The organism is Streptomyces rubiginosohelvolus (genome assembly GCF_014649875.1).
In the GTDB taxonomy this organism is placed as follows: Bacteria; Actinomycetota; Actinomycetes; order Streptomycetales; family Streptomycetaceae; genus Streptomyces; species Streptomyces rubiginosohelvolus.
In genome coordinates this window covers 54,371-77,100 of record NZ_BMTW01000019.1, presented here as the reverse complement: position 1 = coordinate 77,100, position 22,730 = coordinate 54,371, and the positions used below count along the sequence as shown (strand labels likewise).

Sequence of the window (22,730 nt, the reverse complement as noted above, 5' to 3'; positions counted from 1 at the left end):
CCGGCATCCTCCGCGGGGAGTCGCCCCGTACGCCGCAGGGAGCAGGCGGGGCAGACTCAGTGCGGGGCGCGGATCGCGGCCAGCAGCCGGGCGCAGCGGGCGGTCATCTCCGCCGCGGACTGCTCCGGGTGGGAGATCCACCAGCCGACGAGCGCGCCGACCGTGCCGGTCCACAGATGCTTCAGGGCGTCGGCGTCCAACGGGTCCTCGTTGCCCTGCCCGCGCAGGACGTCCGCCGTGCCGGACGCGGCGAGGCCGTCGATGGCCGCGCGGTGGGCGTGTGCCGCGCCGTGCAGGTCGGAGCCGGGCTTCAGGGTGCGGTCGTAGAGCACGAACCAGGCCTCGCGCTGCTCCTCCAGTACGTCGAAGACGGCTGCGAGGACGCGCGGGGGAACACGTGAGGCGGCCGGTCCGGCACCGTGCGGGTCCGGCTCCATCGCGCCCTCGATCGCGGAGACGAGCCGGTGGCCGATGTGTTCCAGACAGGCGAGGTAGAGCCCGTCCTTGGAGCCGAAGTAGGTGTACAGCAGCGGCTTGGTCACTCCGACGCGCCGGGCGATGGAGGCCATCGACGCCGAGGCGTGTCCGTGCCGGCCGAACTCCTCCACGGCGGCGGCGAGGATCTGTGCCTCGCGCCGCGCCCGGGGGACCCCTTTCGTCCCGGCGCCCGGGGCCGCGCCGGATGGGGGCCGGCGCGGCCCGGACGGGGTGGGAGTGGCGGGCGACGAGCCTCTTGCCGTGTTCATGCTCGAACTATACGCTCCGGTAAATTACCCAGAGGTAAATTACCGGAAGGTCATACCCCATGGCGGACCGCACCTCCCCTTCGCGCCGAGCCGACGCCGCCCCCTCCCGGTCCTGGTGGGGCTGGGGTGACCCCGGCCGGGCGCTGCCGGACGCCGAGTGCGTCGCGCTCGCGGCGCTCGTTCCCGGGGCGGCGAGCACCGCGCTGTCCGTCCCCTCGATCGCCTCCCTGAAGCTGCCGCCCGTCCGGGTGAGCGCGCCCGGCGCGCTCGCCCACCTGGTCTCGTCCGACCCGGCCGACCGCGCGGCCCACACCTACGGGAAGGCCTTCCGCGACGTCGTCCGCGCGCTCAGCGGCGATCTGGCGGCGGCTCCGGATCTCGTCGCCTTCCCCCGGGAGGAACGGGACGTGGTCGATCTCCTCGACTGGGCGGCCGGTGCGGACGTCGCCGTGATCCCGTACGGGGCGGGCAGTTCGGTCGTCGGCGGGGTCGAGTACCGGGCCGGAGACCACAGGGGCGTCCTCTCGATGGATCTCTCGGGGTTGGACCGGGTGCTGGAGACCGACCGGGCCGGCCGGTCGGCACGCATCCAGGCGGGAGCCCTCGGACCGGCCCTCGAAGCGCAGTTGAGGCCGCACGGGCTGACGTTGCGGCACTTCCCGCAGAGCTTCGAGTTCTCGACGCTCGGCGGCTGGCTCGCCACCCGGGCGGGCGGGCACTACGCCACCCTCCACACGCACATCGACGACCTGACCGCCGCCCTGCGCGTGGTCACGCCCGCAGGGGTGAGCGAGTCCCTGCGCCTGCCGGGCTCGGGTGCCGGGCCGTCCCCCGACCGGCTCTTCCTCGGTTCGGAGGGCACCCTCGGGATCATCACGGAGGCGTGGATGCGGCTCCAGGAACGCCCGGTCCACAAGGCGTCGGCCTCGGTGGTGTTCGACCGCTTCCCGGTCGCGGTGGACGCCGTCCGGGCGATCGCGCAGTCGGGCCTCCATCCGGCCAACTGCCGGCTGCTCGATCCGGGCGAGGCGGCGCTGTCGGGGGTGGCGGGCGGCGGCAGGAGCGTTCTGGTGCTGGGGGTGGAATCGGCGCACCATCCGGTGGACGACCGGCTGGCCGAACTCGTCGCCCTGGCCCGGGACCACGGAGGCACCACCGTCGGCGGATCATCCGGATCGGACGGCTCCGCGGTGGGCGCCTGGCGCTCGGCGTTCCTCCGGATGCCGTACGTCCGGGACGGGCTGGCCCGGATGAGCGTGATCAGCGAGACGTTCGAGACGGCCTGCACCTGGGACCGCTTCCCGGAGCTGTACGAGGCGGTGCGCCGGGAGGTGGGGGCAGCCGTCCGCGCGGCGACCGGTGCGGAGGCACTGATCAACTGCCGCTTCACGCACGTCTATCCGGACGGCCCAGCGCCCTACTTCACGGTGATCGCCCCGGGCCGGCGCGGGTCGGAGGTCGCCCAGTGGGACCAGATCAAGGCGGCGGCGATGCGGACCCTGGGCGAGCACCGGGCGACCGTGACCCATCACCACGCGGTGGGGCGCGATCACCGGCCCGGGTACGACCGGCAGCGCCCGGAGCCCTTCGCGGAGGTGCTGCGTGCCGCCAAGCGGACCCTCGACCCGGCCGGGATCCTCAACCCGGGCGTGCTGTTCGACGCCGCGGGGTGACGGCCGACGCGGTCGGCGGGCGCGCCGCCGTCATCGCGGACGGGCGCCGGGCAGTTCCCTGCCGGGCGGTGGTGTGACCGAGGACTCGATACGGGCGAGCTGATGGGCGAGGCTCGTCATCCACACCGCCAGGTCCACGGACAGGGGCGAGGGCGGATCGCGGTCCGGGGGGCTCTCCGGTGGCGGTGCGGGCCCCGGACGCTCGGCGGTGAGCAGCCGGGCGATCCGGTCGGTCCGCGCCACCAGGCCGGACGCGGTTGCCCTGGCCCAGGCCGCGGACGCGTCCGTCGCGCCGGAGGCCGGGCGGAGGCCGAAGCGCGGGAGCCACTGCGCGCCGAGGAGCATGTGGTTGGCCGCGATGAGCACGGCGTGCCAGTCGGCGCGGTCGCTCTCCCCGTCGACCGGTGTCTCGGCGCGGAACTGGGCGTAGGCCGCTTCGGCGAGGCGCAGCCGGTGGACGCCCGGCAGGGTTTCCGGTGCGGTGCGGGGGCCGCCCGGGGGCGCGAGCAGTGCCTGTGCCGTCACCGGCACCAGCGGGGCGCACGTTCTCAGCAGCCCCGCCATGGCCCGGTGGACCTCCCGCCGGGCCCCGGCCGGCCAGGCCAGGAGGCCGCACAGCAGACCGACGACGCTGCCGGTGACGACGTCGATCATCCGCGCCTCCGACAGCCGCCAGGTGACCGGCGCGATCTGGGCGAACGCGGTGGCGACGACGAGCGTGAACAGGGCCTGGGCGTACGCGATGCCCAGCAGCGGGCCGAGGGCGAAGGCCACCAGCATGACGGGGGCGAGCAGGGCGGCGTACACGTCGGTGTGCCGGCCGAGCCCGATCACGAGCGCCCCCGCCACCAGCGCACCCACGGCGTTGCCCGCCACCGCCAGGCGGACCGCCCGCCAGGTCGCGCCCGCGGTCGTCCGTCCGAGGGTCAGGACGGCGAGGAGCACCCAGAAGCCGTGGGCGAGGTCGAGGGAGCCGGCCACCGCCCGGGCCGCGGCGAGGCCGAGCGCGGTCCGTACGGCGTTCTGGAACAGCACGGACCGGAAGGTGGCGTTGCCGAGGACGCGCCGGGCCCACAGCCTGGGCGTGGACAGCTCGGCGTACCAGAACAGTTCGCGCGGGGCGGCGGGTTCGGTGGGTCCCCCGTGTGTGGCGATGTCGACGGTGATCTCCACCATCCGCGCCGATTCAGCGAGCGCCAGTACCCGGGACTGCCGTCGCAGTACGTCGACGGGGAGCCGCTCACCGGGCGGCCCGGAGGCCAGGCGCACCCGGTCGGCCTGGAAGCCCCGCATCGCCTTCTCCAGTGCGCCGGCGGGCGGGGGGCGGCTGCCGGTGCGCAGGAACCGGGCGCAGGCGGTGCACAGCTCCGCGACCCGGCCGAGGAGCGCGGTGGTCTCGGGGTCGGCCGGGGCGGACGGGGCTTCGGCGAGGGTCGCCAGCTGGTCGAGGAGTCTGCGGGCGGAGCGGCCGGCCTGCTCCAGCGCGCGGTCCGCACGCCCGGCGCCGGCCGGCCGTTCCGCCGGGGGTACGTCCGCCAGGCGCAGGGTCGACCCGGCGTCCCGCAGCCGCTGCGGCGGTACGCCTCCGGGTGCGGCCCCGCGCGCCGCCTCGTCGAGGGCGGCGGCCAGCCGTTCCCGGTAGGAGGGTGCGGCCGGATCGGGCAGCAGGGTCTCGCAGGCGGCGAGAAGCAGCGCGCCCGCCGTGAGCCCCGCCAGCCGCTCCACGAGCGTGCCGGGGGCGTACGGCGGGAAGCAGGCGAGGATGTAGAAGAGCTGGAGGCCGGGGGCGATTCCGGCCGGGCGGGGTCCGGCCACGGCCACGAACGCCAGCAGGAATCCGATGACGAGCATGCCGCCGACGGCAGCCCAGGTGTCGACCGCGAGCAGGGTCCCCAGGGTCGCCAGGACCAGCGCCGGGGGCAGAGCGCGGAGCATGACGGAGGCCCGCTGGGGGCCGGAGCCGGGGACCACGGAGAGCAGGCCCATGGCGATGGGCGCGAAGAGCGCGTACAGGGCGGCGACCGGGAGCCCGGCTCCGTACAGCAGGGGGTAGAAGCCCACGCTCGCCGCGACGGTGACCCGGACGGCCCGGCGAAGGATCGTCGCGCGCTGCGGCCCGGCGATCACCTTGCCGCCCCCTGAGGGGGCGGCTGGAGGCGGAGGGCTGCGGCCGAGGAGACGCTCGGCGGGGCCTGGACTCCCGAGAACCGCCGGGCCGCGCCTGAAGCAAGCCGCTGTGCGTCCCGCGAGGCCCCGCCCGGGACAAGCACCCGTGCGTCACGCGAGGCCCCGCCCGGGACGAGCACCCGTGCGTCCCGCGAGGTCCCGCCCGAGGGAAGCCGCTGTGCGCTCATCCGGCACGCTCCTCTCCCGGGGGCGATCCCTCCGGCGTGGTCCGCCCGGCCGTCTTCCGCCATTGTCGGCCGGACCGGGCCGCCCGCGCGCGACGAGGGAGGAACCGCCGAAGGCGTCCGCCCCGAGCACCTCACGTGCTAGGGGCGGACGCCTTCGGTGCGGGGGCCGCCCGGTGGGCGGCGCGCGTCAGATGGTGGCGGTGTCGATCACGAAGCGGTAGCGGACGTCGCTCGCGAGAACCCGCTCGTACGCGTCGTTGACCTGGCTCGCCTCGATCACCTCGATCTCGGCGCCGAGCCCGTGCACGGCGCAGAAGTCCAGCATCTCCTGGGTCTCCTTGATCCCGCCGATCGCCGAACCCGCGATCGCCCTGTTGCCCAGGATCAGGGAGAAGAGGTTGAGCGAGATCGGCTCCTCGGGGGCGCCCACGTTGACCAGGGTGCCCTCGGTGCGCAGCAGGCCGAGGTAGGCGCCGAAGTCCAGCGGGGCCGAGACCGTGGAGAGGATGACGTCGAAGGTGCCGGCCAGCTCCTCGAAGGTCTTGGGGTCGCTGGTCGCGTAGTAGTGGTCGGCGCCCAGCTTGAGCCCGTCGTCCTTCTTCCGCAGCGACTGGGAGAGGACGGTGACCTCGGCGCCGAGCGCGTGCGCGATCTTGACGGCCATGTGGCCGAGGCCGCCCAGGCCGACGACGGCGACCTTCTTGCCGGGGCCCGCGCCCCAGCGCTTGAGCGGGGAGTACGTGGTGATGCCCGCGCACAGGAGCGGCGCGGCCTCGTCGAGGGCGATGCCCTCGGGGATGGACACGGCGAACTTCTCGGTGACGACGAGGTGCGTCGAGTAGCCGCCGTAGGTGGGCTCGCCGCTGCGGTCGAGCGCGTTGTACGTCTGGGTGTTCCCCTCGGCGCAGTGCTGCTCGCGGCCCATCAGGCAGGCGTCGCACCGGCCGCAGGAGTCGACCATGCAGCCGACGCCGACGCGGTCGCCGACCTTGAACCGGGTGACCCCGGAGCCGGTCTCGGCGACGATCCCGGCGATCTCGTGGCCGGGGACCATGGGGAAGATGCCCTCGCCCCAGCCGTCGCGGGCCTGGTGGATGTCGGAGTGGCAGATTCCGGCGAACTTGATGTCGATCAGGATGTCGAACTCGCCCACCGGACGACGCTCGATCGTGGTGCGCTCCAGCGGGGCCTTGGCACGGGGAGCGGCGTAGGCGGCAACGGTGGTCATGCCGGAGGTTCTCCTCTGGGTGATGCGGTAGGAACGTTTTCCAGCGTCACACCGTGTCCGACGTTTACCCAGGTCACCGTTCTGCCTACGTCCAGCGGTCCTACTACTGACGGGGACAGGCTCGGGCGCCTACGACCAGGATCGCCAGGAATAATGGAGGGCATGGACGATCAGCCGGAGGCCGCCGCTCCCGAGCCGCTGGACCGGCGGGCCGAACTCAGTGAGTTCCTGCGTACCCGGAGGGCGAAGCTCCAGCCGCAGGACGTGGGGCTGCCGGACTTCGGCAGGCACCGCCGGGTGCCCGGTCTGCGCCGGGAGGAGCTGGCGCAGCTGGCCGGGGTCTCCGTGGCGTACTACACGCGCCTGGAGCAGGGCAACGGGCGCAACGTGTCGGCCGAGGTGCTGGACGCGATCGCGCGTGCGCTGCGGCTCACCGACGCCGAGCACGCGCATCTGACCCATCTGGCGAGGCCGGCGCGGCACAAGAAGAAGCGCCGCCCGGCCCGGGTGCAACGGGTGCGGACCGGGCTGCTGTATCTCCTCGACAACATGGACGGCATCCCCGCGTACGTGACCGGGGCGCGCTCGGACATCCTGGCCTGGAATGCGATGGCGGCCGCGGTGTTCGGCGACTGGGGGGCGCTGCCGCCGGGCGAGCGGAACTGGGCGCGCCTGGTGTTCCTCTCCCCCGGCTACCGGGACCTGTTCGTCAACTGGGACTCCAAGGCCTCGGACATGGTCAGCTATCTGCGGCTGTACGCGGGCTGCCACCCCGACGATCCGGAGCTGTCGGCGCTGGTCGGTGAACTCTCGGTCAAGAGCGATGAGTTCCGGCGGCTGTGGGCCACGCACAACGTCAAGGAGAAGGGTCACGGCGTCAAGCTGGTGCGGCACCCGCTCGCCGGGGACCTGACTCTGTCGTACGAGACGCTGAACCTCCCGGACGACGAGGAACAGCATCTGGTGACCTATCACGCGGAGCCGGGTTCGGAGTCGGCCCAGGCCCTGCGCCTGCTGGCGAGCTGGGGATCCGACGCCGCCGGGGCGGACGTGATCAGTGGTGCCCGGCGGGGTCCGGCCGACGAGCGATGAACACGAACTCCCGGCCCGGCCGGTCGGGTGCGTCGCGCACCTCGCGCACGACGCATCCGGCTGCCCTCGGCTCCACCTCGGCCTCCTGACGTTCACGGAAGCGCAGGGTGGGGTCGGAGGTCAGTTGGCCTCGGCCGCCCCCGCTGTCGCCTCCGCCGGTACGTCCGCCTCGCCCACGACACGTCCCGCGAGCGCGGGTCCTCTGGCCGGTGGCACCGTGGCCGTGCCGGACGGGTCCACGCGTACGAGCGTCTCCGGGGTGGCGAGCCGGGGCAGCAGCAGCTGCCAGAAACCGGTGAGCCGGTACGGGGACAGCCACTCGGCGTCGTGGCGGCCGAGCACCTCGAATCCGGCCGTCACGGCGACGGTCGCGGCTGCCGCGTCCTCGCGGGTGATGTCGTCGGCGAGTGTTCCGGCGGCGGCCGCCTCGTCCAGCAGTTCCCGCACGCGGTGGTGCCACTCCATCCGCAGGTCGGGGGCGGCTGCCCGCTCACCGTCGCAGCTCAGCCGGAATCCGGCCCGGCTCACCGGGTCCCCGCGCAGCCGTTCCGCGAGGGCGTGCGAGGTGTCGACGAGTGCCTGCAGGGCGGTGTCCGTCCTGCGCCGGATCACGGCGGACATGTCCCGCAGCCCTCGGGACGCCTCCGCCACCACGGCTTCCGCGACCGCGGCCTTGTTCTCGAAGTGGAAGTGCAGCGCGCCCGTGCTGACGCCCGCGCCGGAGCTGATCAGCACCAGCCGTGCCTGGGCATAGCCGTGCTGTTCGAAGACGACGGCGGCGGAGCGGATGAGCGCCTGGCGGGTCCGGGTGGCGCGCTCCTGTTTGGTCATGGAGTTATCAAACCAACTTACCGGTTTCATTTCCAGGGAACGGAAGATCGCACCAGAGGATCCCGGGCCCTTTTTTCGGCCATATCCGCCCTGCGGGGCTGGGAAACAGACCGGGATGGGGGAATGTGTGCGACCGGACGTTCCCGTGGTCCGGCGGGGCGTTGACGCGCCTCAGCCGTCCCGGGCCGTGACCTCATTCGGCCGCGAACGCGTCCGCGTGGTCGGCCGCCCAGGTTCGGTAGGGCCGGGCCTGACATCCCGTCAACTCCTCGACGGTGGGCACAACGGCCGCCTTCGCGCCCGCACGCTGTCGCTCCGCGCTCTCCAGAAAGGCTTCCGCGGCGGGCCTCGGGTACTTCGCCAGCAGGGCCGCGCGTGCGGCGTCCAGGCTCAGTTCCTCGAAGCGCAGCGGCCGCCCCAGCACCCGGGAGAGCTGAGCCGTCTGCTCCCGCGCGGTGATCGCCTCCGGGCCCGAGACGGCGTACGTCCTGCCCTCGTGGCCCGCACCGGTGAGTACGGCGACGGCCACCGCGGCGACGTCACGGGGGTCGACACACGCGACCGGGGCGTCGCCGTACAGGGCGCGCACCACGCCCGCCGAGCGGATACCGGGCGCCCAGGACAGCGTGTTGGACATGAACGTCCTGGGGCGGACGAACGTCCACGGAACCCCCGACGCCCTGATCGTCTCTTCGTTCCGCCGCTGCCACCGGGTGATGAAGTCGTCGGCGCCCGGCTCCTCCACGGCCATCATGGAGAGCTTGACCAGATGGCGTACGCCCGCCGCGGCGGCTGCCCCGGCGACCCGCTCGTCGTCGGGTTCCGTGGGGCTGTTCGTCACGAGGAACACCGAACTGACGCCCTCAAGGGCCCGATCGAGGGCGGGGCGGTCCCCGTACGCCCCCTCGACGACCTCGACCCCGTCCCCTCGTACCGTCAGACGCTCCGGACGGCGCGCGAGAATCCGTACGGGGCCGGCAGCCGCCAGCAGTCCGGCGACCTCGCGGCCCACCGCTCCGGTCGCACCCGTCACGAGAATCACTGGCGTGGAACCTCTCAGCCGTCGGCCCGCGGGCCGGACAGGAGTGTGGAGAAGACCGGTTGGTCGTCCTGACGGCCTGTCACCCGGACCGTCACCGTGTCATCGGACTCCTCCGGCTGGATCACCGCGCTGATCCAGCACGGGCTGCCGAACTCGGCGTACCGGTGGAACCGGGTGCTCGCCTCCGCCGGAACGATGCCGCCGGGGCCTGCGGCGAGGCAGGCCGCCTGACGGGCCGCCTCCAGCAGCAGCATGCCCGGGACATGGTCGTTGGGGCGCTGGAACAGCGTCGGGTGCCGGGTGTCCACCCGCAGCTCCCAGACGCCTTCGCGGCCGGTGTCCGACAGGACCACGTCCTCGGTCCTGCTCCGGCCGGCGCGGGCGGCCGCGACCGGTGCCGCCTCCGGTATCGATATCCCCTCGGCGGGGGCGTCGCCGCGCATCCGCCGGTACACCTTGGGGCTGGTGAAGCGGGTCGCGCCCATCCCCGTGGCCGCCAACTCCCCGTCCCGGTGCACCGCCCAGCCCACGCGCCCCTGCGCGGGCAGTCCGCTCCGCCACTTCAGGTCGGAGCAGAACACCTCGACGTCTATCTCGGTGGGGGCTCCGCCGACGCCCAAGTGGTCCTGGTGGCATATGTAGTCGAGGTCCGCCATCAGGAAGTGGTAGCCGAGCGGAACGCCGTAGCCGGCGTGGAAGGCGAGCATGGCCGCCTGGCGCATCGCTTCGGCGACCAGCAGCGGGTCGTGCCGGTCGCCGCCGACCGGAGCGAAGAACGGGTGATCGTGCGGCAGGACGGCCGCCACCGCGAACCGATCGTGCGCCAGGCGCACCCAGTTACGCGGAAAGGCGTCCTCCGGCCTGGTCCGGTGCACCATGTCGATCCCCACGGGATGCACCATGTCGGCCTCCGAATCCATTGCCGGCACCGAGTCGATCAGGGCTGCTGCTTCGGGCATAACTCCCCCCAGGGGTCATGTGATGGCGAGCCGTTCCTGCGATGCACGTGCGCTGATAAGATACAGACTCAGCGGTTTTTTTTCTATCCCCGGCAGGGTCGCCCCTCCCCACACCGTCCCGGCCGTTTCCCGGGCCATCCGGCCCAGCAAAGGAGACAGGATGGCCAAGCAGGACCGGGCGATACGCACCCGCCAGGCAATCCTGATGGCAGCGGCGCAGGCTTTCGAGAAATACGGTTATCAAGCCGCGACGATTACCGAAATACTGAAAAGCGCCGACGTCACGAAAGGCGCTCTCTACTTTCATTTTCCGTCCAAGGAAGATCTCGCGCTCGGTGTTCTCGACGCCCAGGAGCCGCCGCAGACCGTTCCGGAGCACTCCCTCAAGCTCCAGGAACTCATCGATCTGGGGATGCTGTTCAGCCACCGCCTGCAGACCAGTCTCCTCGCCCGGGCGGGCGTGCGCCTGTCCATGGACCAGCAGGCGCAGGGCCTCGACCGCAGCGGCCCGTTCCTCCGCTGGCAGGAAGCCACCCACCACCTCCTCGCGCAGGCCAAACACAACGGTGAGCTGCTCCCCCACGTCAACCCCACCGAGACGGCGGACCTGTACGTGGCCGCCTTCACGGGCACCCAGGCCGTATCCCAGACTCTCACCAACTACCAGGATCTGCAGCGCCGCCACATCACGCTGCAGCAGCACATACTCCCCAGCATCGCCGCGCCCTCCATCCTCACCGCCCTCGATCTGACCCCCGCGCGCGCCGAACGCCTCAGCCGCCTGGACCCGCAGGACTGAACCGGCCGGGGCCCTGTGACCTCTATGACTGCCCCGCCGCGAGGACCGCGCCGCGGAACGTACGCCGGTAGGCCAGTGGAGTGACGCCGATGGCGGCGTGCAGATGCTGGCGCAGCGACGCTCCGGTGGCGAAGCCGACCCGGCCGGCGATCTCGTCCACCGCCAGGTCCGTGGACTCCAGGAGATGCCGGGCCCGGTCGACCCGCTGCTGGACGATCCAGCGGCCCGGGCTCATGCCGACCTCCTCGTTGAAGCGCCGGACGAAGGTGCGCAGACTCATCCGGGCATGGTCGGCGAGGCTTGCCAGGCTCAGCGGTTCGTCGAGGTTCCGCAGCGCCCAGTCGCGGGTCGCGGCGGTGCCGTTCGCCTCCGCAGCGGGCACGGGCTGCTCGATGTACTGGGCCTGTCCCCCGTCGCGCCACGGCGGTACGACGCAGAGCCGGGCGACCCGGTTGGCGACCTCGCTGCCGTGGTCCGCGCGGACGAGGTGCAGGCAGACGTCGACCCCGGACGCCGCGCCGGCCGACGTCAGCACGTCCCCGTCGTGGACGAAGAGGACGTCCGGATCCAGCCGCACCTGGGGGTACCAGGAGCGGAAGAGCTCGGCGAGCGCCCAGTGGGTGGTGGCCCGGCGGCCGTCCAGCAGTCCGGCGGAGGCGAGGAGGAAGGCGCCGGTGCAGATGGACACGATGCGGGTGCCGGGGCGTACGGCGGCGAGCGCCGCGACGGCGTGCGCGGGCGCCTCCCGGGTGAGGAGGGAGGTGTCGAAGGGCGGGATGACGAGGGTGTCCGCCGTCGCCAGGACCTCCGGGCCGTGATCGACGGTGACCGAGAAGTCGGCGTTGGTGCGCACGGGCCGCCCGTCCACCGTGCAGGTCATGACGGAGTAGCGGCCGTCGGCCGCGCCGAGGACACGGCTCGGGATGCCGAGCTCGAACGGATACACCCCGTCCAGGGCGAGTACGACGACGCGGTGCACGTTTCCCATGGCACGATCCTGTCGAAAGATGGCAATCATGCCATGGTACGCCCGGCGGACAGGCGTGAGGCTGGACGCATGACGAAGAACGAGAGCATGCGCGCCATCAGCCAGAGCGTCTACGGAGGTCCCGAGGTGCTGGAGGAGGTCCGGCTTCCCCGGCCGGTGGCGGGGCCGAGCCAGATCGTGGTCGCCGTCCGGGCGGCCGGAGTGAACCCCACGGACTGGAAGCACCGGGGCCAGGCGATGTTCCTGGACCGGCTGCCGCTCGTCCTGGGCTGGGACGTCTCCGGGGTCGTCGAGTCGGTGGGCTTCGGGGTGACCCTCTTCAAGCCGGGCGACGAGGTGTTCGGGATGCTGCCCTACCCGTACGGCGTCGGCTCCCACGCCGAGTTCACGGTCGGCCCGGCCCGCGCCTTCGCCCACAAGCCCGAGGGCGTCGACCACGTCCAGGCGGCCGCCCTCCCGCTCGCCGCGCTCACCGCCCGCCAGGCGCTCGTCGACACGGCGGACGTGCGCCCCGGGCAGCGGGTGCTGATCCACGCGGCCGCCGGCGGGGTCGGCCACCTCGCCGTACAGATCGCCAAGTCGCTGGGGGCGTACGTCATCGGCACCGCGAGCGCCGCCAAGCACGACTTCGTGCGCGGGCTCGGGGCGGACGAGGTCATCGACTACCGCACCGTGGACTTCGGGGACGCGGTGAGCGATGTCGACATGGTGCTCGACCCGCTCTCGGGCGAGACACGGGCGCGTTCGCTCGATGTCCTGCGCCCGGGAGGCACGCTCGTGTCACTGCTGCCGGGCGGCGACCCGGCGGAGGCGGCGAAGGCCGCCGCGCGGGAGATCCGGGTGGAGAACCTGCTGGTCGAGGCCGATCACGCGGGCATGACGGCCATCGCCGATCTGGTCCGGGCCGGAGAGCTGCGCGCCCATGTCGAGGCGGCCTTCCCGCTGGCCGAGGCGGCGAAGGCGCACGCGCTGGGCGAGACGGGCCGCACGACCGGCAAGCTCGTCCTCGTCGTGTCGTAGGACGCGGCCCGCCCGGCCGCCCGCTCCGCGTACGGAACGGGCGGCCGGGTGTTCAGGCGCCCAGCGCCAGTTTCGTGCCGAGGCCGATCATCATGACGGCGACCAGGCCGTCCAGCACCCGCCACGCGGAGGGCCGTGCGAGGACTCCGCTCAGCAGCCGGGCTCCGTAGCCGAGCGCCGCGAACCAGCACAGGCTGGCGAGGACCGCGCCGAGGCCGAAGGTCCAGCGCAGGGATCCCTGGTCGGCGGCGACGGACCCCAGCAGGAACACGGTGTCGAGGTACACGTGCGGGTTGAGCCAGGTCATCGCCAGGCAGGTCAGCACGACGCCCCGGCGCGACGCGGCCGGTGCGTCCCCCGCGTGCAGGGCGGACGGGCGCAGTACGCGGCGGGCGGCGAGCAGCCCGTAGCCGATCAGGAACAGGCCGCCGAGCAGGCCCACGACGGTCAGCGCCGAGGGCCAGGCGACGACGACCGCGCCGACCCCGGCGACCCCCAGCGTGATGAGCACCGCGTCGGACAGGGCGCAGATGCCGACCACCGCGAGCACGCCGTCCCGGCGGACCCCTTGGCGCAGCACCAGGGCGTTCTGGGCGCCGATGGCGACGATGAGGGAGAGGCCGGTGCCGAATCCGGTGGCTGCGGTGGTCAGGGCGTTCGTCATGCGGCCGACGCTACGGAGCACAGAGTTGTGGCGTCCAGCTAAAGATTCTTACGTATCATTAGCATCCATGATGTCCGAGCTTCCTCTCGATCAGGTGCGCACGCTGCTGGCCGTGGTCGACGAAGGCACCTTCGACGCGGCGGCGAACGTCCTGCGGCTGACACCGTCGGCGGTCAGCCAGCGGGTGAAGGCACTGGAGCAGCGCACGGGCCGGGTGCTGCTGATGCGCACGAAACCGGTGCGGCCCACCGAGTCCGGTGAGGTCGTGGTGCGCTTCGCCCGCCAGCTGGCCCGGCTGGAGCGCGACGCGCGGACGGCGCTCGGGATGTCCGGGCCCGGCGAGCCGACGCTCCTGTCGATCGCGGTGAACTCCGACTCCCTGGCGACCTGGTTCCTGCCCGCCCTGCGGCGCGTTCCGCAGGATCTCGACCTCGCCTACGAACTGCACCGGGAGGACCAGGACCACACGGCCGCCCTGCTGCGGGAGGGGCTGGTGATGGCCGCGGTGACCTCGTCGCCGCAGGCGGTGACGGGGTGCTCGGTGCGCAGGCTCGGCCGGATGCGGTATCTGCCGGTGGCCGAACCCGCTTTCGCCGACCGGTGGCTGGGGAGGCGGACGGGCGCCGATGTGCGCGAGCTGATCGAGGACGCCCCGGTGGTCAGCTTCGACCGGCGCGACGACCTGCAGGACTCGTTCGTACGCCGGCTCGTCCCCGGGGCCCGGGCGAGCTCCCGGCGCCATCTGGTGCCCAGCTCGGAGGGGTTCGCGAGCGCCGTGGCGGCGGGCATGGGCTGGGGCATGGTGCCCGACGTCCAGGCGGAGCCGTTGCTGCGCGACGGCCGGCTGGCGCTGCTCGTCCCGGACCGCACCGTGGACGTACCGCTGCACTGGCAGCAGTGGAAGCTGGACTCACCCGCCCTGGCGACCGTGGCCGAGGCGGTGGCTGCGGAGGCCGCCGACACGCTCGCGGGCGGACGGCCGATTGCCCCTCGATCCCTTCGAAGTTAGGTTTACCTAACCCAACAGGGAGGTGCGGAACATGACGGATGGTCAGGATCAGGCGACCCGCAACGGCCGGGAAGCGCCGGTGGATTGGCAGGCGCGCGGGGCGTTGTCCCGGCTCGTGCTCGGCCAGATGGCCACCCAGGCGCTGGGCACAGCCGTGCGGTTCGACGTCTTCGACCGGATCGGCCCCGGTGAACTGAGCGCCGACGCGCTCGCCGAATCCCTCGGCACCCATCCGCAGGCGACGCTGCGTCTGCTGCGCGCCCTGGCCGGACTCCAGCTGCTGTCCGAGACGGAACCGGGCCTCTTCCGGACCACCGCGGCGGGCGACTTCCTGCGGACCGACACGGCCGGCTCGATGGCCGCGATGGCCCGGATGTTCACCGATCCGGTCATGCTGCGGGGCTGGGACCTGCTCGACGAGAGCGTCCGCTCGGGCGGGACCACGTTCGAGACGGTGTTCGGGACCGACTTCTTCGGCCATCTGAAGGAGCACCCCGAGCTGTCCGCCGCGTTCAACGAGGCGATGAGCCAGGGCACCCGGCTGACCGCCGACACCGTGCCGCACCACTACGACTTCGGGCGCTTCAGCACCCTGGTGGACATCGGCGGCGGCGACGGCACCCTGCTGGCCTCGATCCTGCGGGAGCATCCGAAGCTCCGGGGCATTCTGTTCGACACGGCCGAGGGGCTCGCGCAGGCGCCCCGGCGGCTGGCCGACGAAGGCCTGACCGAGCGCGTCGCCCTGGAGACCGGCGACTTCTTCGCCTCGGCCCCGGCCGGCGGCGACCTCTATCTGCTGAAGAGCATCATCCACGACTGGGACGACGAGAGGTGCGCGGCCATCCTGCGGCGTATCCGGGACGTCATCCCCGCCCACGGCTCGCTCCTGATCGTCGAACCGGTACTGCCCGCCACCGTGCCGGCGGACCCGCCGGGAGGTGTCTACCTCAGCGACCTCAACATGCTGGTCAACGTCGGCGGCAGGGAACGGACCGCGGACGATTTCGCCTCTCTGTGCACGGCGGGCGGCTTCGTCCTGCGCGGCGTGACGCCGCTGCCCGCGCCCAACATCTTCCAGATCATCGAGGCATCACCGGCCTGACGGGCCGCCTCGGCACCGGTGCGCGGAACGGCCTAGGATGGCGGACCCCTCCCCTCCGCTCCCCGGGCGAGGGGCCTTCCCGGACCAGGATGCAGAGGTGTTCTCCCCGTGCGTGTGCTGCTGGTGGAGGACGACGACGATCTGCGGGAGGTGATCGCGGCCGGGCTGCGCGACGGGGGCTTCGCCGTGGACTGCGCCGCCGACTGGCCGGAGGCGGACGTCGCTCTGCACCTCACCGCGTACGACTGTGTGGTGCTGGACCGGATGGTGCCCTCCGGCGACACCCTCGCCCCGCTGGAAGGCAGACGCCGGACCGGCTGGTCGGTGCCCGTGCTCTGCCTGACCGCCCTGGATTCGCTGGACGAGCGGGTGCGGGGGCTGGAGAGCGGGGCGGACGACTATCTCGCCAAGCCGTTCGCGATGCGCGAGCTCGTCCTGCGCGTGCGCGGCCTGAGCCGGCGGGCCCCGGACCGGCTTCCCACCTTCCTGACCTGCGCGGACGTGGTCATGGACGTATCACGGCACGAGGTGCGGCGCGGCGGCGTGCTGCTGTCGCTGAGCCCGAAGGAGTACGCCGTGCTCCAGCAGCTCCTCGTGCACCGGGACACCGTCGTCACCCGCACCGGCCTGCTGGAGCACTGCTGGGACGAGATGGCCGACCCGGTCTCCAACGTGGTGGACGCCGTCGTCGCGGGCCTGCGGCGCAAGCTGGGCTCCCCGGGTCTGGTGCACACCGTGCGCGGCCGGGGGTTCCTGCTGTCGGCGGAGCCGGGGCCCTGCTGATGGCGAGATCCACGCGGCGGCGCTCCCCGGCCAGGAGAAGGCTGCGCCGGCTGCAGCTGCGGCTGACCGCGGCGTACACGCTGATCACCGTCGTCGGGCTGGCGTGCCTGTCCTGGGTGGTGATCCGTACCGACGACCGGGCGAGGGAGGACGCGGAGTACGACGAGATGCGCCGCCGGGCCTCCGTCGCCGCCTCGCTCGTCTATTACGAGGACGACCGGATCCGGCTGGACGGCCTCCAGGACGACGAGGCGACCACGGGAACCCCGCAGATCCTGGTGCTGGAAAAGCGGCCCGATGGTGGTCCGGTCACCGTGTTCCGGGGCCGCACCGCGCAGTTCGCCGTGGCGGCCGGGGCGATCGACGCGATGGCCCGTTCGGCGATGGAGGCGGAAGGGCCGGTGCGGGCCGGTGCGCGCGACCGCTCGGGAGAACCGGTGCGGCTGCTGGCCGTGCCCTTCTACCACGACGCCACCGACGAGGTGGCGGGCGCGGCCGTCGCGGTGGGCGATCCGGAGCGCGGCGCGGCCGAGCACCGCAGTCTGGTGCTCTCCCTCGTCGTCGGGGCCGGTGCGCTGACGGCCCTGGCCGCGGTGACGGGGCACGTGCTCTCGGGGCGCAGCATGCGCCCGGCCTGGCAGGCGCTGGAGCAGCAGGAACGGCTGCTGGCTGACGCCGCGCACGAGCTGCGGACCCCGGTCGCCGTGATGCGCGGGTCGGTGGAGGTGGCCGCGGGCTCCCCGGGCGGTGCTCTCGACGCCCACCTGCCCCGGATCCGGCGGGCGGCGGACCGGATGGCCGACGTCGTGGAGAACCTGCTGGCCCGGGGCCGGCTGGAGGCCGCCGTCGACACCGTACGGACGGAGCCGCTGCGGCTGGACCAGCTCGTCGAAGAGGTGTGCGCGGAGCTGCCGGAGAGCGGGCCCCGCCCTCGGTTGCGGCTGGAGGAGTCGGTGACCGAAGCCGACGCCGCTCTGGTGCGGGTCGCGGTGCGCAATCTTCTGGACAACGCGGTGCGGCACGGACGGGCCTCGGACGGGGCGGAACTGGTGGTGACCGTGCGCGGGCCGGAGGTGTGGGTCGCCGACCGGGGCCCCGGGGTGGATCCGGACCGGCTGCCGGAGCTGATGGAGCGGTTCAGCTCGCCGGGCGGGGGCACGGGGATCGGTCTCTCGCTGGTGCGGCGCATCGCGGAGGTGCACCGGGGGAAACTCACCGTCCGGGCCCGTCCCGGCGGCGGCGCGGAGTTCGTGCTGCGGCTCGCACCCGCCCGGTCGCGGCCGGGCCGTCGGCGCGGCGGGGGCCCGGCCCTCACGATTCGCTCATGATCGGCCGTCCATGATGCGGGGGAAGGTTCGAAGCCCACGCACGGGAGTCCGTATGCCCCAGCACGCCGTCCGTCCTCTGCTCCGCCGCAAGCGGACCCTCGCCGCCCTGGCCGGAGGGGCCGCGCTGGCGACGGGAGCGGGGCTGCTCCTGTCCCACGCCTCCGCCACGGGCTCCCCGGCGAAGGCCGCGCCGAAGGTCGTACCGCCCACGGCGAACGCGGCCTTCGACTACCAGATCGGCGGCGCGTACACCCCGCCCACCGGGGTCAAGGCGCTCTCCCGGGACCGCGGCGCCAAGCCCGCCAAGGGCCTCTACAACGTCTGTTACGTCAACGCCTTCCAGACGCAGCCCGACGCCCTGGACTGGTGGGAGAAGAAGAACCCCGATCTGCTGCTGCGCGACGCCGACGGCGACCTGGTGAACGACGAGGCCTGGGGCGAGGCGCTGCTCGACACCTCGACCGCGGCCAAGCGCACGCGGCTGGCGAAGATCGTCGGCGGATGGATCAGCGGCTGCGCCACGTCCGGGTTCCAGGCGGTGGAGCCCGACAACCTCGACTCCTACGAGCGGTCCGACGGTCTGCTGACCCGTGCGCACAACGCGGCGTTCGCGAAGCTCCTGGCCGACCGTGCGCACACGGCGGGTCTGGCGATCGGCCAGAAGAACACCACGGACCTGCTGGGGCAGCGGAAGAAGATCGGGTTCGACTTCGCCGTCGCCGAGGAGTGCGGCCGCTACGACGAATGCGCGGATTACGCCTCCGCGTACGGCAACAGGGTCTTCGTCGTGGAGTACACGGACCGTGACTTCACCGAGGCCTGCTCGTCCGTGGGAGCGAAGGTCTCGGTGGTGCGCCGGGATCTCGACGTCGTCCCGGCCGGGCGGCCCGGATACGCGTTCCGCACCTGCTGAGGCCTTTACGGGACGGTCACGCCGGGTGGGCGCAGACGGTGAAGACGGCGCCGTCGGGGTCCCTGACGACCGCTTCGCTTCCGTCGGCGGGCGAGTCCACCGGCGGGCCGGCCGTGCCGCCCGCCGCGCGGGCGGCATCGATGACCGCTTCCAGGTCCTCGACCTGGAAGCGGACGTGCCACCGCGGGCGCAGCAGGGGGTCGGGGGACGACGCGTCCCCGCCGCCGCGCAGGGTGGCCACGGTGCGGCCGCCCTGCCGGACGACGACCGTGTCCTGCCGGTAGGCGTAGCCGACCTCGCAGCCGCCGGGTTCCTCGGAGGCCCAGCCGAAGACCTCGGCGTAGAAGATCGCGCAGTCGAAGGCGTGGCTCGTGCGCAGTTCGAGGGAGGCAGGCGCGCTGTCGCGGCCGAACGACCAGGGTGGGGTCCGGCCCTCCCAGAAACCGAACGCGGCCCCTTCCCGGTCGGCGGCCATGGCTCCCCGTCCGGGGCCGATCCGGATCGGGCCGACGGCGATGGTGCCGCCCCGTTCCCGGACGCGGGACGCGGCGGTGTCGACGTCCGGGACGGCGAAGTACGGGGTCCAGGAGACGGCCGTGGGCAGGCCGGGGGCGATCTGCCCGATGCCGGCGACGGGCAGGGCGTCGACATGGGCGACGGAGAAGCCCTCGCCGAGGGTGCCGGAGCGGAAGGTCCACCCGAGAACGGTCCCGTAGAAGTCCTGGGCGGCCCGCAGGTCCCGGGTCATGAGGCTGACCCAGCACGGGATCCCGTGCACCGGGGTGCTCTGCTCTGCCTCGGTCATCGGGATCCGTCTCCTCGCCCCCGGTGGTGACCCGGCGGACGCCGACGGGGGTCCGGCCGGGTGGGCCTGCTGGTCACCGGCCGTTCACAGACCGGTACGCTCCATGGTGTCGTACGTCCTCGGAGCAGCACGCCTCCATACCTACGCCGCCCCGGGCGCCGCCGCCACCCGGGAGGTGCCCCGGGACGGGCGGGGTGCGCGCCGCTGCCCCGGCCAGCGCCAAGGTGGGTTGTCAGTGCCCGGTGACAGACTGCACGCATGACCCTTTCGCAGCCGAAGGCCGACCTCCAGCGCTATCTCCAGTCCGCTCGCGATGCCCTGTTGTGGAAGCTGGAAGGGCTGTCGGAGTACGACGTCCGCCGTCCTCTGACGCCGACGGGCACGAATCTCCTCGGACTGGTCAAGCATGCCGCCGGGGTGGAGCTGGGCTACTTCGGCGACACGTTCGGGAGGCCGTTCGGCGAGGTGGTGCCCGCCTTCGAGGACGACGCCGAGGTGAACCAGGACATGTGGGCGACCGCCGACGAATCCCGTGAGGACATCCTCGCGCTGCACCGCCGGGTGACGGAGCACGCGGACGCGACGATCGCCGAGCTGCCGCTCGACGCGGTCGGCCGGGTGGCGTGGTGGCCCGACGAGCGGAGCCGCGTGACGCTGCACCAGATCCTGGTCCATGTGATCTCCGACCTCCAGCGGCATGCCGGGCACGCAGACGTCGTGCGGGAGCTCGTCGACGGGTCGGTCGGGCTGCGGTCCGGCAACGACAACATGCCGCCGGGCGACCGCGCGTGGTGGGAGGGCTACCGGCAGCGCCTGGAGCAGGTGGCCCGGGACGCGAAGTAGCCCGCCGCCCTGAACCCGCAGCACGTCGGGCCCTGTCGGGCGGCGCTTTCAGCGTCCGGTGAGTGCCGCGGGTTCGCCGAGGTGGTGCGCGGCGGTGCGCCAGGCGGCGGTGACGGCCGCACGGGCCGTGGCGGTCGCCGTCTCGACCTCCGGCGGGAGCTGGAGCGGGGAGCCGATGTGGACGTGGAGGCGGGGGCGGCGGGCCGGGGCGGTGAGGATCCCGGAGATCTGTTTGACGCACCGGCCCGAGGTCACCCGGCGGGCGCCCGCCTGGCCGAGCGGCACGACGGGGGCCCCGGAGGCGTGCGCGAGGCGGGCGAGGCCGCTGCGGAAGCTCTCCGGCGGAGCCTCTGCCGCGTCCAGGCGGCAGGGCAGTCGCCCTTCGCCGTAGATGAGCAGATGGCGGCCGTCCCTGAGCGCGACGGCGGCCGCGTCGAGGGCGTCCGCCGCCCGGTGGGTGTTGCGGTGCACGGGCACGTGGCCGCCCTGCTCCAGGAGATGGCCGAGGACCGGGATGCGCCACAGGCCCGCGGTGGCCATGACGACGGGTTCGACGCCGAGGCGCTGCAGTGCGGCGAGGACGATGCCCGGGTCGGCCAGGGAGGTGTGGTTGGCGACGATGATGCTGCCGGCGGCGGGGGCCGTGGCGTGGTCGGACGTGACGGTGAGGCGTCCGAGCGAGGGGACGACGGCGGCGGCGATGCGGCTGAGCACAGTTCTCCCTGGGTCCGGCGGGCGCGGCCGTCCCGGTGGACGGCGGTGCGGTGCGGGGCCCGCCCTTCCGAGCTTCGCCCGCCACGTCCTCATCGTCGTGGCGGGCGGGGCCGGGGGCCTGAGTGCGGATACTCAGGCCCCCTGGGGCGATCGCCCTCGCATCGGGCGCGCCGGGGCGCCCCGGTTCAGACGGCCAGCCACACCGCCGTGTCCCGGGGCAGCAGGCCGTCGGCGTCCAGGGGGCCGCTGCTGAGCAGGATCCCGGTGTGGGCAGGGAGCTGTGCGGGGTGCTCGGCGAGGTTGACGGCACAGATCAGGTGCTCGCCCCGCGCGAACAGGAGGAGGCCGGGCTCCTCGCTCAGCCAGCGCAGCGGTTCGGTGTGCAGGGCGGGCAGGGAGCGCCGTTGCCGCAGGGCCTCGCGGTAGAGGGCCAGCATGGAGCCGGGGTCCCGCTCCTGGAGGTCGGCCGCGCGGGACGGCCAGTCGGCGGGCAGCGGAAGCCAGGGTTCCACGGTGGAGCCGAAGCCCGCGAAGGGTTCCCCGGTCGCCCAGGGCAGCGGGGTGCGGCAGCCGTCGCGGCCGGGGGCCCGCCCCTGGGAGCGGAAGTACATGGGGTCCTGGATGCGGTCCAGCGGTACGTCGGCCTCGGGCAGGCCCAGTTCCTCGCCCTGGTAGAGGTAGACCGAGCCGGGCAGGGCGAGCGAGAGGAGGGCGGCGGCGCGGGCGCGGCGGGTGCCGAGCTCCAGGTCGCTGGGGACGCCGAACGCCTTGGCCGTGAAGGCGAATCCGGTGTCCTCGCGACCGTAGCGGGTGACGGTGCGGGTGATGTCGTGGTTGCAGAGGACCCAGGTGGCGGGGGCGCCGACCGGGGCGTGTTCGGCGAGGGTGTCGTCGATGGCGCGGCGCAGCAGCCCGCTGTCCCAGGGGCAGCTGAGGAAGGTGAAGTTGAAGGCGGTGTGCAGTTCGTCGGGGCGGAGGTAGCGGGCGAAGCGCTCCGCGTCGGGCAGCCAGACCTCGCCGACGAAGATGCCGCCGAACTCGTCGGCGATGGCCCGCCAGAGCCGGTAGATGTCGTGCAGCTCGTCGCGGTCGACGTACGGGTGGGGCCCCTGGTGTCCTTCGAGGTCGGGGAGGGCCGGGTCCTTGGCCACGAGGGCGGCGGAGTCGATGCGCACCCCCGCGACGCCTCTCTCGAACCAGAAGCGCAGGACGTCCTCGTGTTCCTGGCGTACGGCGGGGTGCGCCCAGTTGAGGTCGGGCTGCTCGGTGGCGAACAGGTGGAGGTACCACTCGCCGTCCTCGACACGGGTCCAGGGCACCCCGCCGAACTCGCTCTCCCAGTCGTTGGGGGGCAGTTCGCCGTGTGCGCCGCGGCCGGGGCGGAAGTGGAAGAGTTCACGCTCCGGGCTGCCGGGGCCCGCGGCGAGTGCCGCCTTGAACCAGACGTGCTGGTCGGAGACGTGGTTGGGGACGATGTCGATGATGGTGCGGATGCCGGCCTCGCGGGCTTCGGCGATGAGCTTCTCGGCCTCGGCGAGGTTGCCGAAGGCGGGGTCGATGGCCCGGTAGTCGGCGACGTCGTATCCGCCGTCCGCCATCGGCGACAGGTACCAGGGGGTGAACCAGAGAGCGTCGACGCCGAGTTCGGCCAGGTAGAGCAGCCGGGACCGTACGCCCGCCAGATCGCCGGTGCCGTCGCCGTCGCCGTCGGCGAAGCTGCGGACGTAGACCTGGTAAATGACGGCCGAGCGCCACCAGTCGTCGGCGGCGAGCTGGCTGCCTTCCATAAGGCGGGTTCCTTTCGGGCGGGCGCGGTCGCCGACGGGGTGGGCCGGTA

21 protein-coding genes and 1 pseudogene are annotated in these 22,730 nt (G+C 73.1%); 10 read left to right on the top strand and 12 right to left on the bottom strand.

Annotation, left to right across the window (positions count from 1 at the left end; genetic code table 11):
* Positions 1–56: 56 nt before the first annotated feature.
* Positions 57–746 carry a TetR/AcrR family transcriptional regulator gene (locus tag IE134_RS30210; RefSeq protein WP_229823772.1) on the bottom strand — a complete coding sequence of 230 codons (690 nt, stop codon included), beginning with the start codon at positions 744–746 and terminating at the stop codon, positions 57–59.
* A 59-nt stretch (positions 747–805) separates the two neighbouring features.
* Between IE134_RS30210 and IE134_RS30205 the strand changes: the two genes are divergently transcribed.
* Positions 806–2,419: an FAD-binding oxidoreductase gene (locus tag IE134_RS30205; RefSeq protein ID WP_030719718.1), complete on the top strand. Its 1,614-nt coding sequence runs from the start codon at positions 806–808 to the stop codon at positions 2,417–2,419.
* A gap of 30 nt (positions 2,420–2,449) precedes the next feature.
* On the opposite strand, the gene IE134_RS30200 is transcribed toward IE134_RS30205, so the two are convergent.
* Both IE134_RS30200 and IE134_RS30195 read right to left on the bottom strand, forming a co-directional pair.
* Complete coding sequence (locus IE134_RS30200; RefSeq protein ID WP_189432277.1) at positions 2,450–4,546, bottom strand: FUSC family protein; 2,097 nt, start codon at positions 4,544–4,546, stop codon at positions 2,450–2,452.
* A gap of 414 nt (positions 4,547–4,960) precedes the next feature.
* Positions 4,961–6,001 (bottom strand): NAD(P)-dependent alcohol dehydrogenase, encoded by a 1,041-nt coding sequence (locus IE134_RS30195; RefSeq protein ID WP_030719705.1) that lies wholly within the window; start codon positions 5,999–6,001, stop codon positions 4,961–4,963.
* Positions 6,002–6,163: 162 nt separating this feature from the next.
* Here IE134_RS30195 and IE134_RS30190 point away from each other — a divergent pair, with 162 nt between their 5' ends.
* Positions 6,164–7,093: a helix-turn-helix domain-containing protein gene (locus tag IE134_RS30190; protein WP_032769307.1), complete on the top strand. Its 930-nt coding sequence runs from the start codon at positions 6,164–6,166 to the stop codon at positions 7,091–7,093.
* On the opposite strand, the pseudogene IE134_RS34305 reads toward IE134_RS30190, so the two are convergent.
* The 4 genes and pseudogenes from IE134_RS34305 to afsA all read right to left on the bottom strand — a co-directional run.
* Positions 7,056–7,217: pseudogene (locus tag IE134_RS34305) on the bottom strand (SAM-dependent methyltransferase); the annotation flags it as partial. The gene IE134_RS30190 and the pseudogene IE134_RS34305 overlap by 38 nt on opposite strands.
* Positions 7,214–7,924 (bottom strand): ScbR family autoregulator-binding transcription factor, encoded by a 711-nt coding sequence (locus IE134_RS30185; RefSeq protein WP_098017853.1) that lies wholly within the window; start codon positions 7,922–7,924, stop codon positions 7,214–7,216. The pseudogene IE134_RS34305 and the gene IE134_RS30185, both read right to left, overlap by 4 nt.
* 193 nt (positions 7,925–8,117) lie before the next feature.
* The gene (locus IE134_RS30180) at positions 8,118–8,966 is read right to left on the bottom strand and encodes an NmrA family NAD(P)-binding protein (protein ID WP_098017850.1); all 849 of its coding nucleotides are present in this window, start codon (positions 8,964–8,966) and stop codon (positions 8,118–8,120) included.
* A gap of 14 nt (positions 8,967–8,980) precedes the next feature.
* Positions 8,981–9,868, bottom strand: coding sequence for a 2-oxo-3-(phosphooxy)propyl 3-oxoalkanoate synthase (gene afsA / locus IE134_RS30175; protein WP_275124770.1), 888 nt, complete (start codon positions 9,866–9,868; stop codon positions 8,981–8,983).
* Between the two features lie 217 nt (positions 9,869–10,085).
* Between afsA and IE134_RS30170 the strand changes: the two genes are divergently transcribed.
* On the top strand, positions 10,086–10,724 hold the full coding sequence (locus IE134_RS30170) for a ScbR family autoregulator-binding transcription factor (protein ID WP_030719686.1): 639 nt from the start codon (positions 10,086–10,088) through the stop codon (positions 10,722–10,724).
* 22 nt (positions 10,725–10,746) lie between these two features.
* On the opposite strand, the gene IE134_RS30165 is transcribed toward IE134_RS30170, so the two are convergent.
* Entirely contained in the window at positions 10,747–11,712 is a 966-nt protein-coding gene (locus IE134_RS30165) for a GlxA family transcriptional regulator (RefSeq protein WP_098017848.1), read from the bottom strand.
* Between the two features lie 69 nt (positions 11,713–11,781).
* Between IE134_RS30165 and IE134_RS30160 the strand changes: the two genes are divergently transcribed.
* Positions 11,782–12,732, top strand: a complete 951-nt coding sequence (locus tag IE134_RS30160; RefSeq protein ID WP_229823771.1) for an NADP-dependent oxidoreductase — start codon at positions 11,782–11,784, stop codon at positions 12,730–12,732.
* A 52-nt stretch (positions 12,733–12,784) separates the two neighbouring features.
* On the opposite strand, the gene IE134_RS30155 is transcribed toward IE134_RS30160, so the two are convergent.
* Positions 12,785–13,396, bottom strand: a complete 612-nt coding sequence (locus tag IE134_RS30155; RefSeq protein ID WP_126932656.1) for a LysE/ArgO family amino acid transporter — start codon at positions 13,394–13,396, stop codon at positions 12,785–12,787.
* Between the two features lie 67 nt (positions 13,397–13,463).
* Here IE134_RS30155 and IE134_RS30150 point away from each other — a divergent pair, with 67 nt between their 5' ends.
* The 5 genes from IE134_RS30150 (at position 13,464) to IE134_RS30130 (ending at position 18,531) form a co-directional block, all read left to right on the top strand.
* Positions 13,464–14,405, top strand: coding sequence for a LysR family transcriptional regulator ArgP (locus tag IE134_RS30150; RefSeq protein ID WP_189432276.1), 942 nt, complete (start codon positions 13,464–13,466; stop codon positions 14,403–14,405).
* A 31-nt stretch (positions 14,406–14,436) separates the two neighbouring features.
* Positions 14,437–15,507: a methyltransferase gene (locus tag IE134_RS30145; protein WP_189432274.1), complete on the top strand. Its 1,071-nt coding sequence runs from the start codon at positions 14,437–14,439 to the stop codon at positions 15,505–15,507.
* A gap of 108 nt (positions 15,508–15,615) precedes the next feature.
* A complete protein-coding gene (locus IE134_RS30140; RefSeq protein ID WP_126932654.1) occupies positions 15,616–16,290 on the top strand; it encodes a response regulator transcription factor in 675 nt (224 codons plus the stop codon).
* Positions 16,290–17,618 carry a sensor histidine kinase gene (locus IE134_RS30135; protein WP_098017843.1) on the top strand — a complete coding sequence of 443 codons (1,329 nt, stop codon included), beginning with the start codon at positions 16,290–16,292 and terminating at the stop codon, positions 17,616–17,618. Before IE134_RS30140 ends, IE134_RS30135 begins: the two co-directional genes overlap by 1 nt.
* Before the next feature lie 52 nt (positions 17,619–17,670).
* Positions 17,671–18,531, top strand: coding sequence for an endo alpha-1,4 polygalactosaminidase (locus IE134_RS30130; protein WP_189432272.1), 861 nt, complete (start codon positions 17,671–17,673; stop codon positions 18,529–18,531).
* A 16-nt stretch (positions 18,532–18,547) separates the two neighbouring features.
* Here IE134_RS30130 and IE134_RS30125 read toward each other — a convergent pair whose 3' ends face one another.
* Positions 18,548–19,336 (bottom strand): VOC family protein, encoded by a 789-nt coding sequence (locus IE134_RS30125; RefSeq protein ID WP_030719660.1) that lies wholly within the window; start codon positions 19,334–19,336, stop codon positions 18,548–18,550.
* Positions 19,337–19,594: 258 nt separating this feature from the next.
* Here IE134_RS30125 and IE134_RS30120 point away from each other — a divergent pair, with 258 nt between their 5' ends.
* A complete protein-coding gene (locus IE134_RS30120; RefSeq protein ID WP_189432270.1) occupies positions 19,595–20,179 on the top strand; it encodes a DinB family protein in 585 nt (194 codons plus the stop codon).
* A 48-nt stretch (positions 20,180–20,227) separates the two neighbouring features.
* Here IE134_RS30120 and IE134_RS30115 read toward each other — a convergent pair whose 3' ends face one another.
* Together IE134_RS30115 and IE134_RS30110 are read right to left on the bottom strand one after the other, a co-directional pair.
* The gene (locus IE134_RS30115; RefSeq protein ID WP_189432268.1) at positions 20,228–20,893 is read right to left on the bottom strand and encodes a lysophospholipid acyltransferase family protein; all 666 of its coding nucleotides are present in this window, start codon (positions 20,891–20,893) and stop codon (positions 20,228–20,230) included.
* Positions 20,894–21,078: 185 nt separating this feature from the next.
* On the bottom strand, positions 21,079–22,680 hold the full coding sequence (locus IE134_RS30110) for a glycoside hydrolase family 13 protein (RefSeq protein WP_189432266.1): 1,602 nt from the start codon (positions 22,678–22,680) through the stop codon (positions 21,079–21,081).
* Between the last annotated feature and the right edge of the window lie 50 nt (positions 22,681–22,730).

Coding starts and splice junctions, on each gene's coding strand:
- IE134_RS30210 (WP_229823772.1), bottom strand. CDS start 746: ATGAACACGGCAAGAGGCTCGTCGCCCGCCACTCCCACCCCGTCCGGG.
- IE134_RS30205 (WP_030719718.1), top strand. CDS start 806: ATGGCGGACCGCACCTCCCCTTCGCGCCGAGCCGACGCCGCCCCCTCC.
- IE134_RS30195 (WP_030719705.1), bottom strand. CDS start 6,001: ATGACCACCGTTGCCGCCTACGCCGCTCCCCGTGCCAAGGCCCCGCTG.
- IE134_RS30190 (WP_032769307.1), top strand. CDS start 6,164: ATGGACGATCAGCCGGAGGCCGCCGCTCCCGAGCCGCTGGACCGGCGG.
- IE134_RS30185 (WP_098017853.1), bottom strand. CDS start 7,924: ATGACCAAACAGGAGCGCGCCACCCGGACCCGCCAGGCGCTCATCCGC.
- afsA (WP_275124770.1), bottom strand. CDS start 9,868: ATGGTGCATCCCGTGGGGATCGACATGGTGCACCGGACCAGGCCGGAG.
- IE134_RS30170 (WP_030719686.1), top strand. CDS start 10,086: ATGGCCAAGCAGGACCGGGCGATACGCACCCGCCAGGCAATCCTGATG.
- IE134_RS30165 (WP_098017848.1), bottom strand. CDS start 11,712: ATGGGAAACGTGCACCGCGTCGTCGTACTCGCCCTGGACGGGGTGTAT.
- IE134_RS30160 (WP_229823771.1), top strand. CDS start 11,782: ATGACGAAGAACGAGAGCATGCGCGCCATCAGCCAGAGCGTCTACGGA.
- IE134_RS30155 (WP_126932656.1), bottom strand. CDS start 13,396: ATGACGAACGCCCTGACCACCGCAGCCACCGGATTCGGCACCGGCCTC.
- IE134_RS30150 (WP_189432276.1), top strand. CDS start 13,464: ATGATGTCCGAGCTTCCTCTCGATCAGGTGCGCACGCTGCTGGCCGTG.
- IE134_RS30145 (WP_189432274.1), top strand. CDS start 14,437: ATGACGGATGGTCAGGATCAGGCGACCCGCAACGGCCGGGAAGCGCCG.
- IE134_RS30135 (WP_098017843.1), top strand. CDS start 16,290: ATGGCGAGATCCACGCGGCGGCGCTCCCCGGCCAGGAGAAGGCTGCGC.
- IE134_RS30130 (WP_189432272.1), top strand. CDS start 17,671: ATGCCCCAGCACGCCGTCCGTCCTCTGCTCCGCCGCAAGCGGACCCTC.
- IE134_RS30125 (WP_030719660.1), bottom strand. CDS start 19,336: ATGACCGAGGCAGAGCAGAGCACCCCGGTGCACGGGATCCCGTGCTGG.
- IE134_RS30120 (WP_189432270.1), top strand. CDS start 19,595: ATGACCCTTTCGCAGCCGAAGGCCGACCTCCAGCGCTATCTCCAGTCC.
- IE134_RS30110 (WP_189432266.1), bottom strand. CDS start 22,680: ATGGAAGGCAGCCAGCTCGCCGCCGACGACTGGTGGCGCTCGGCCGTC.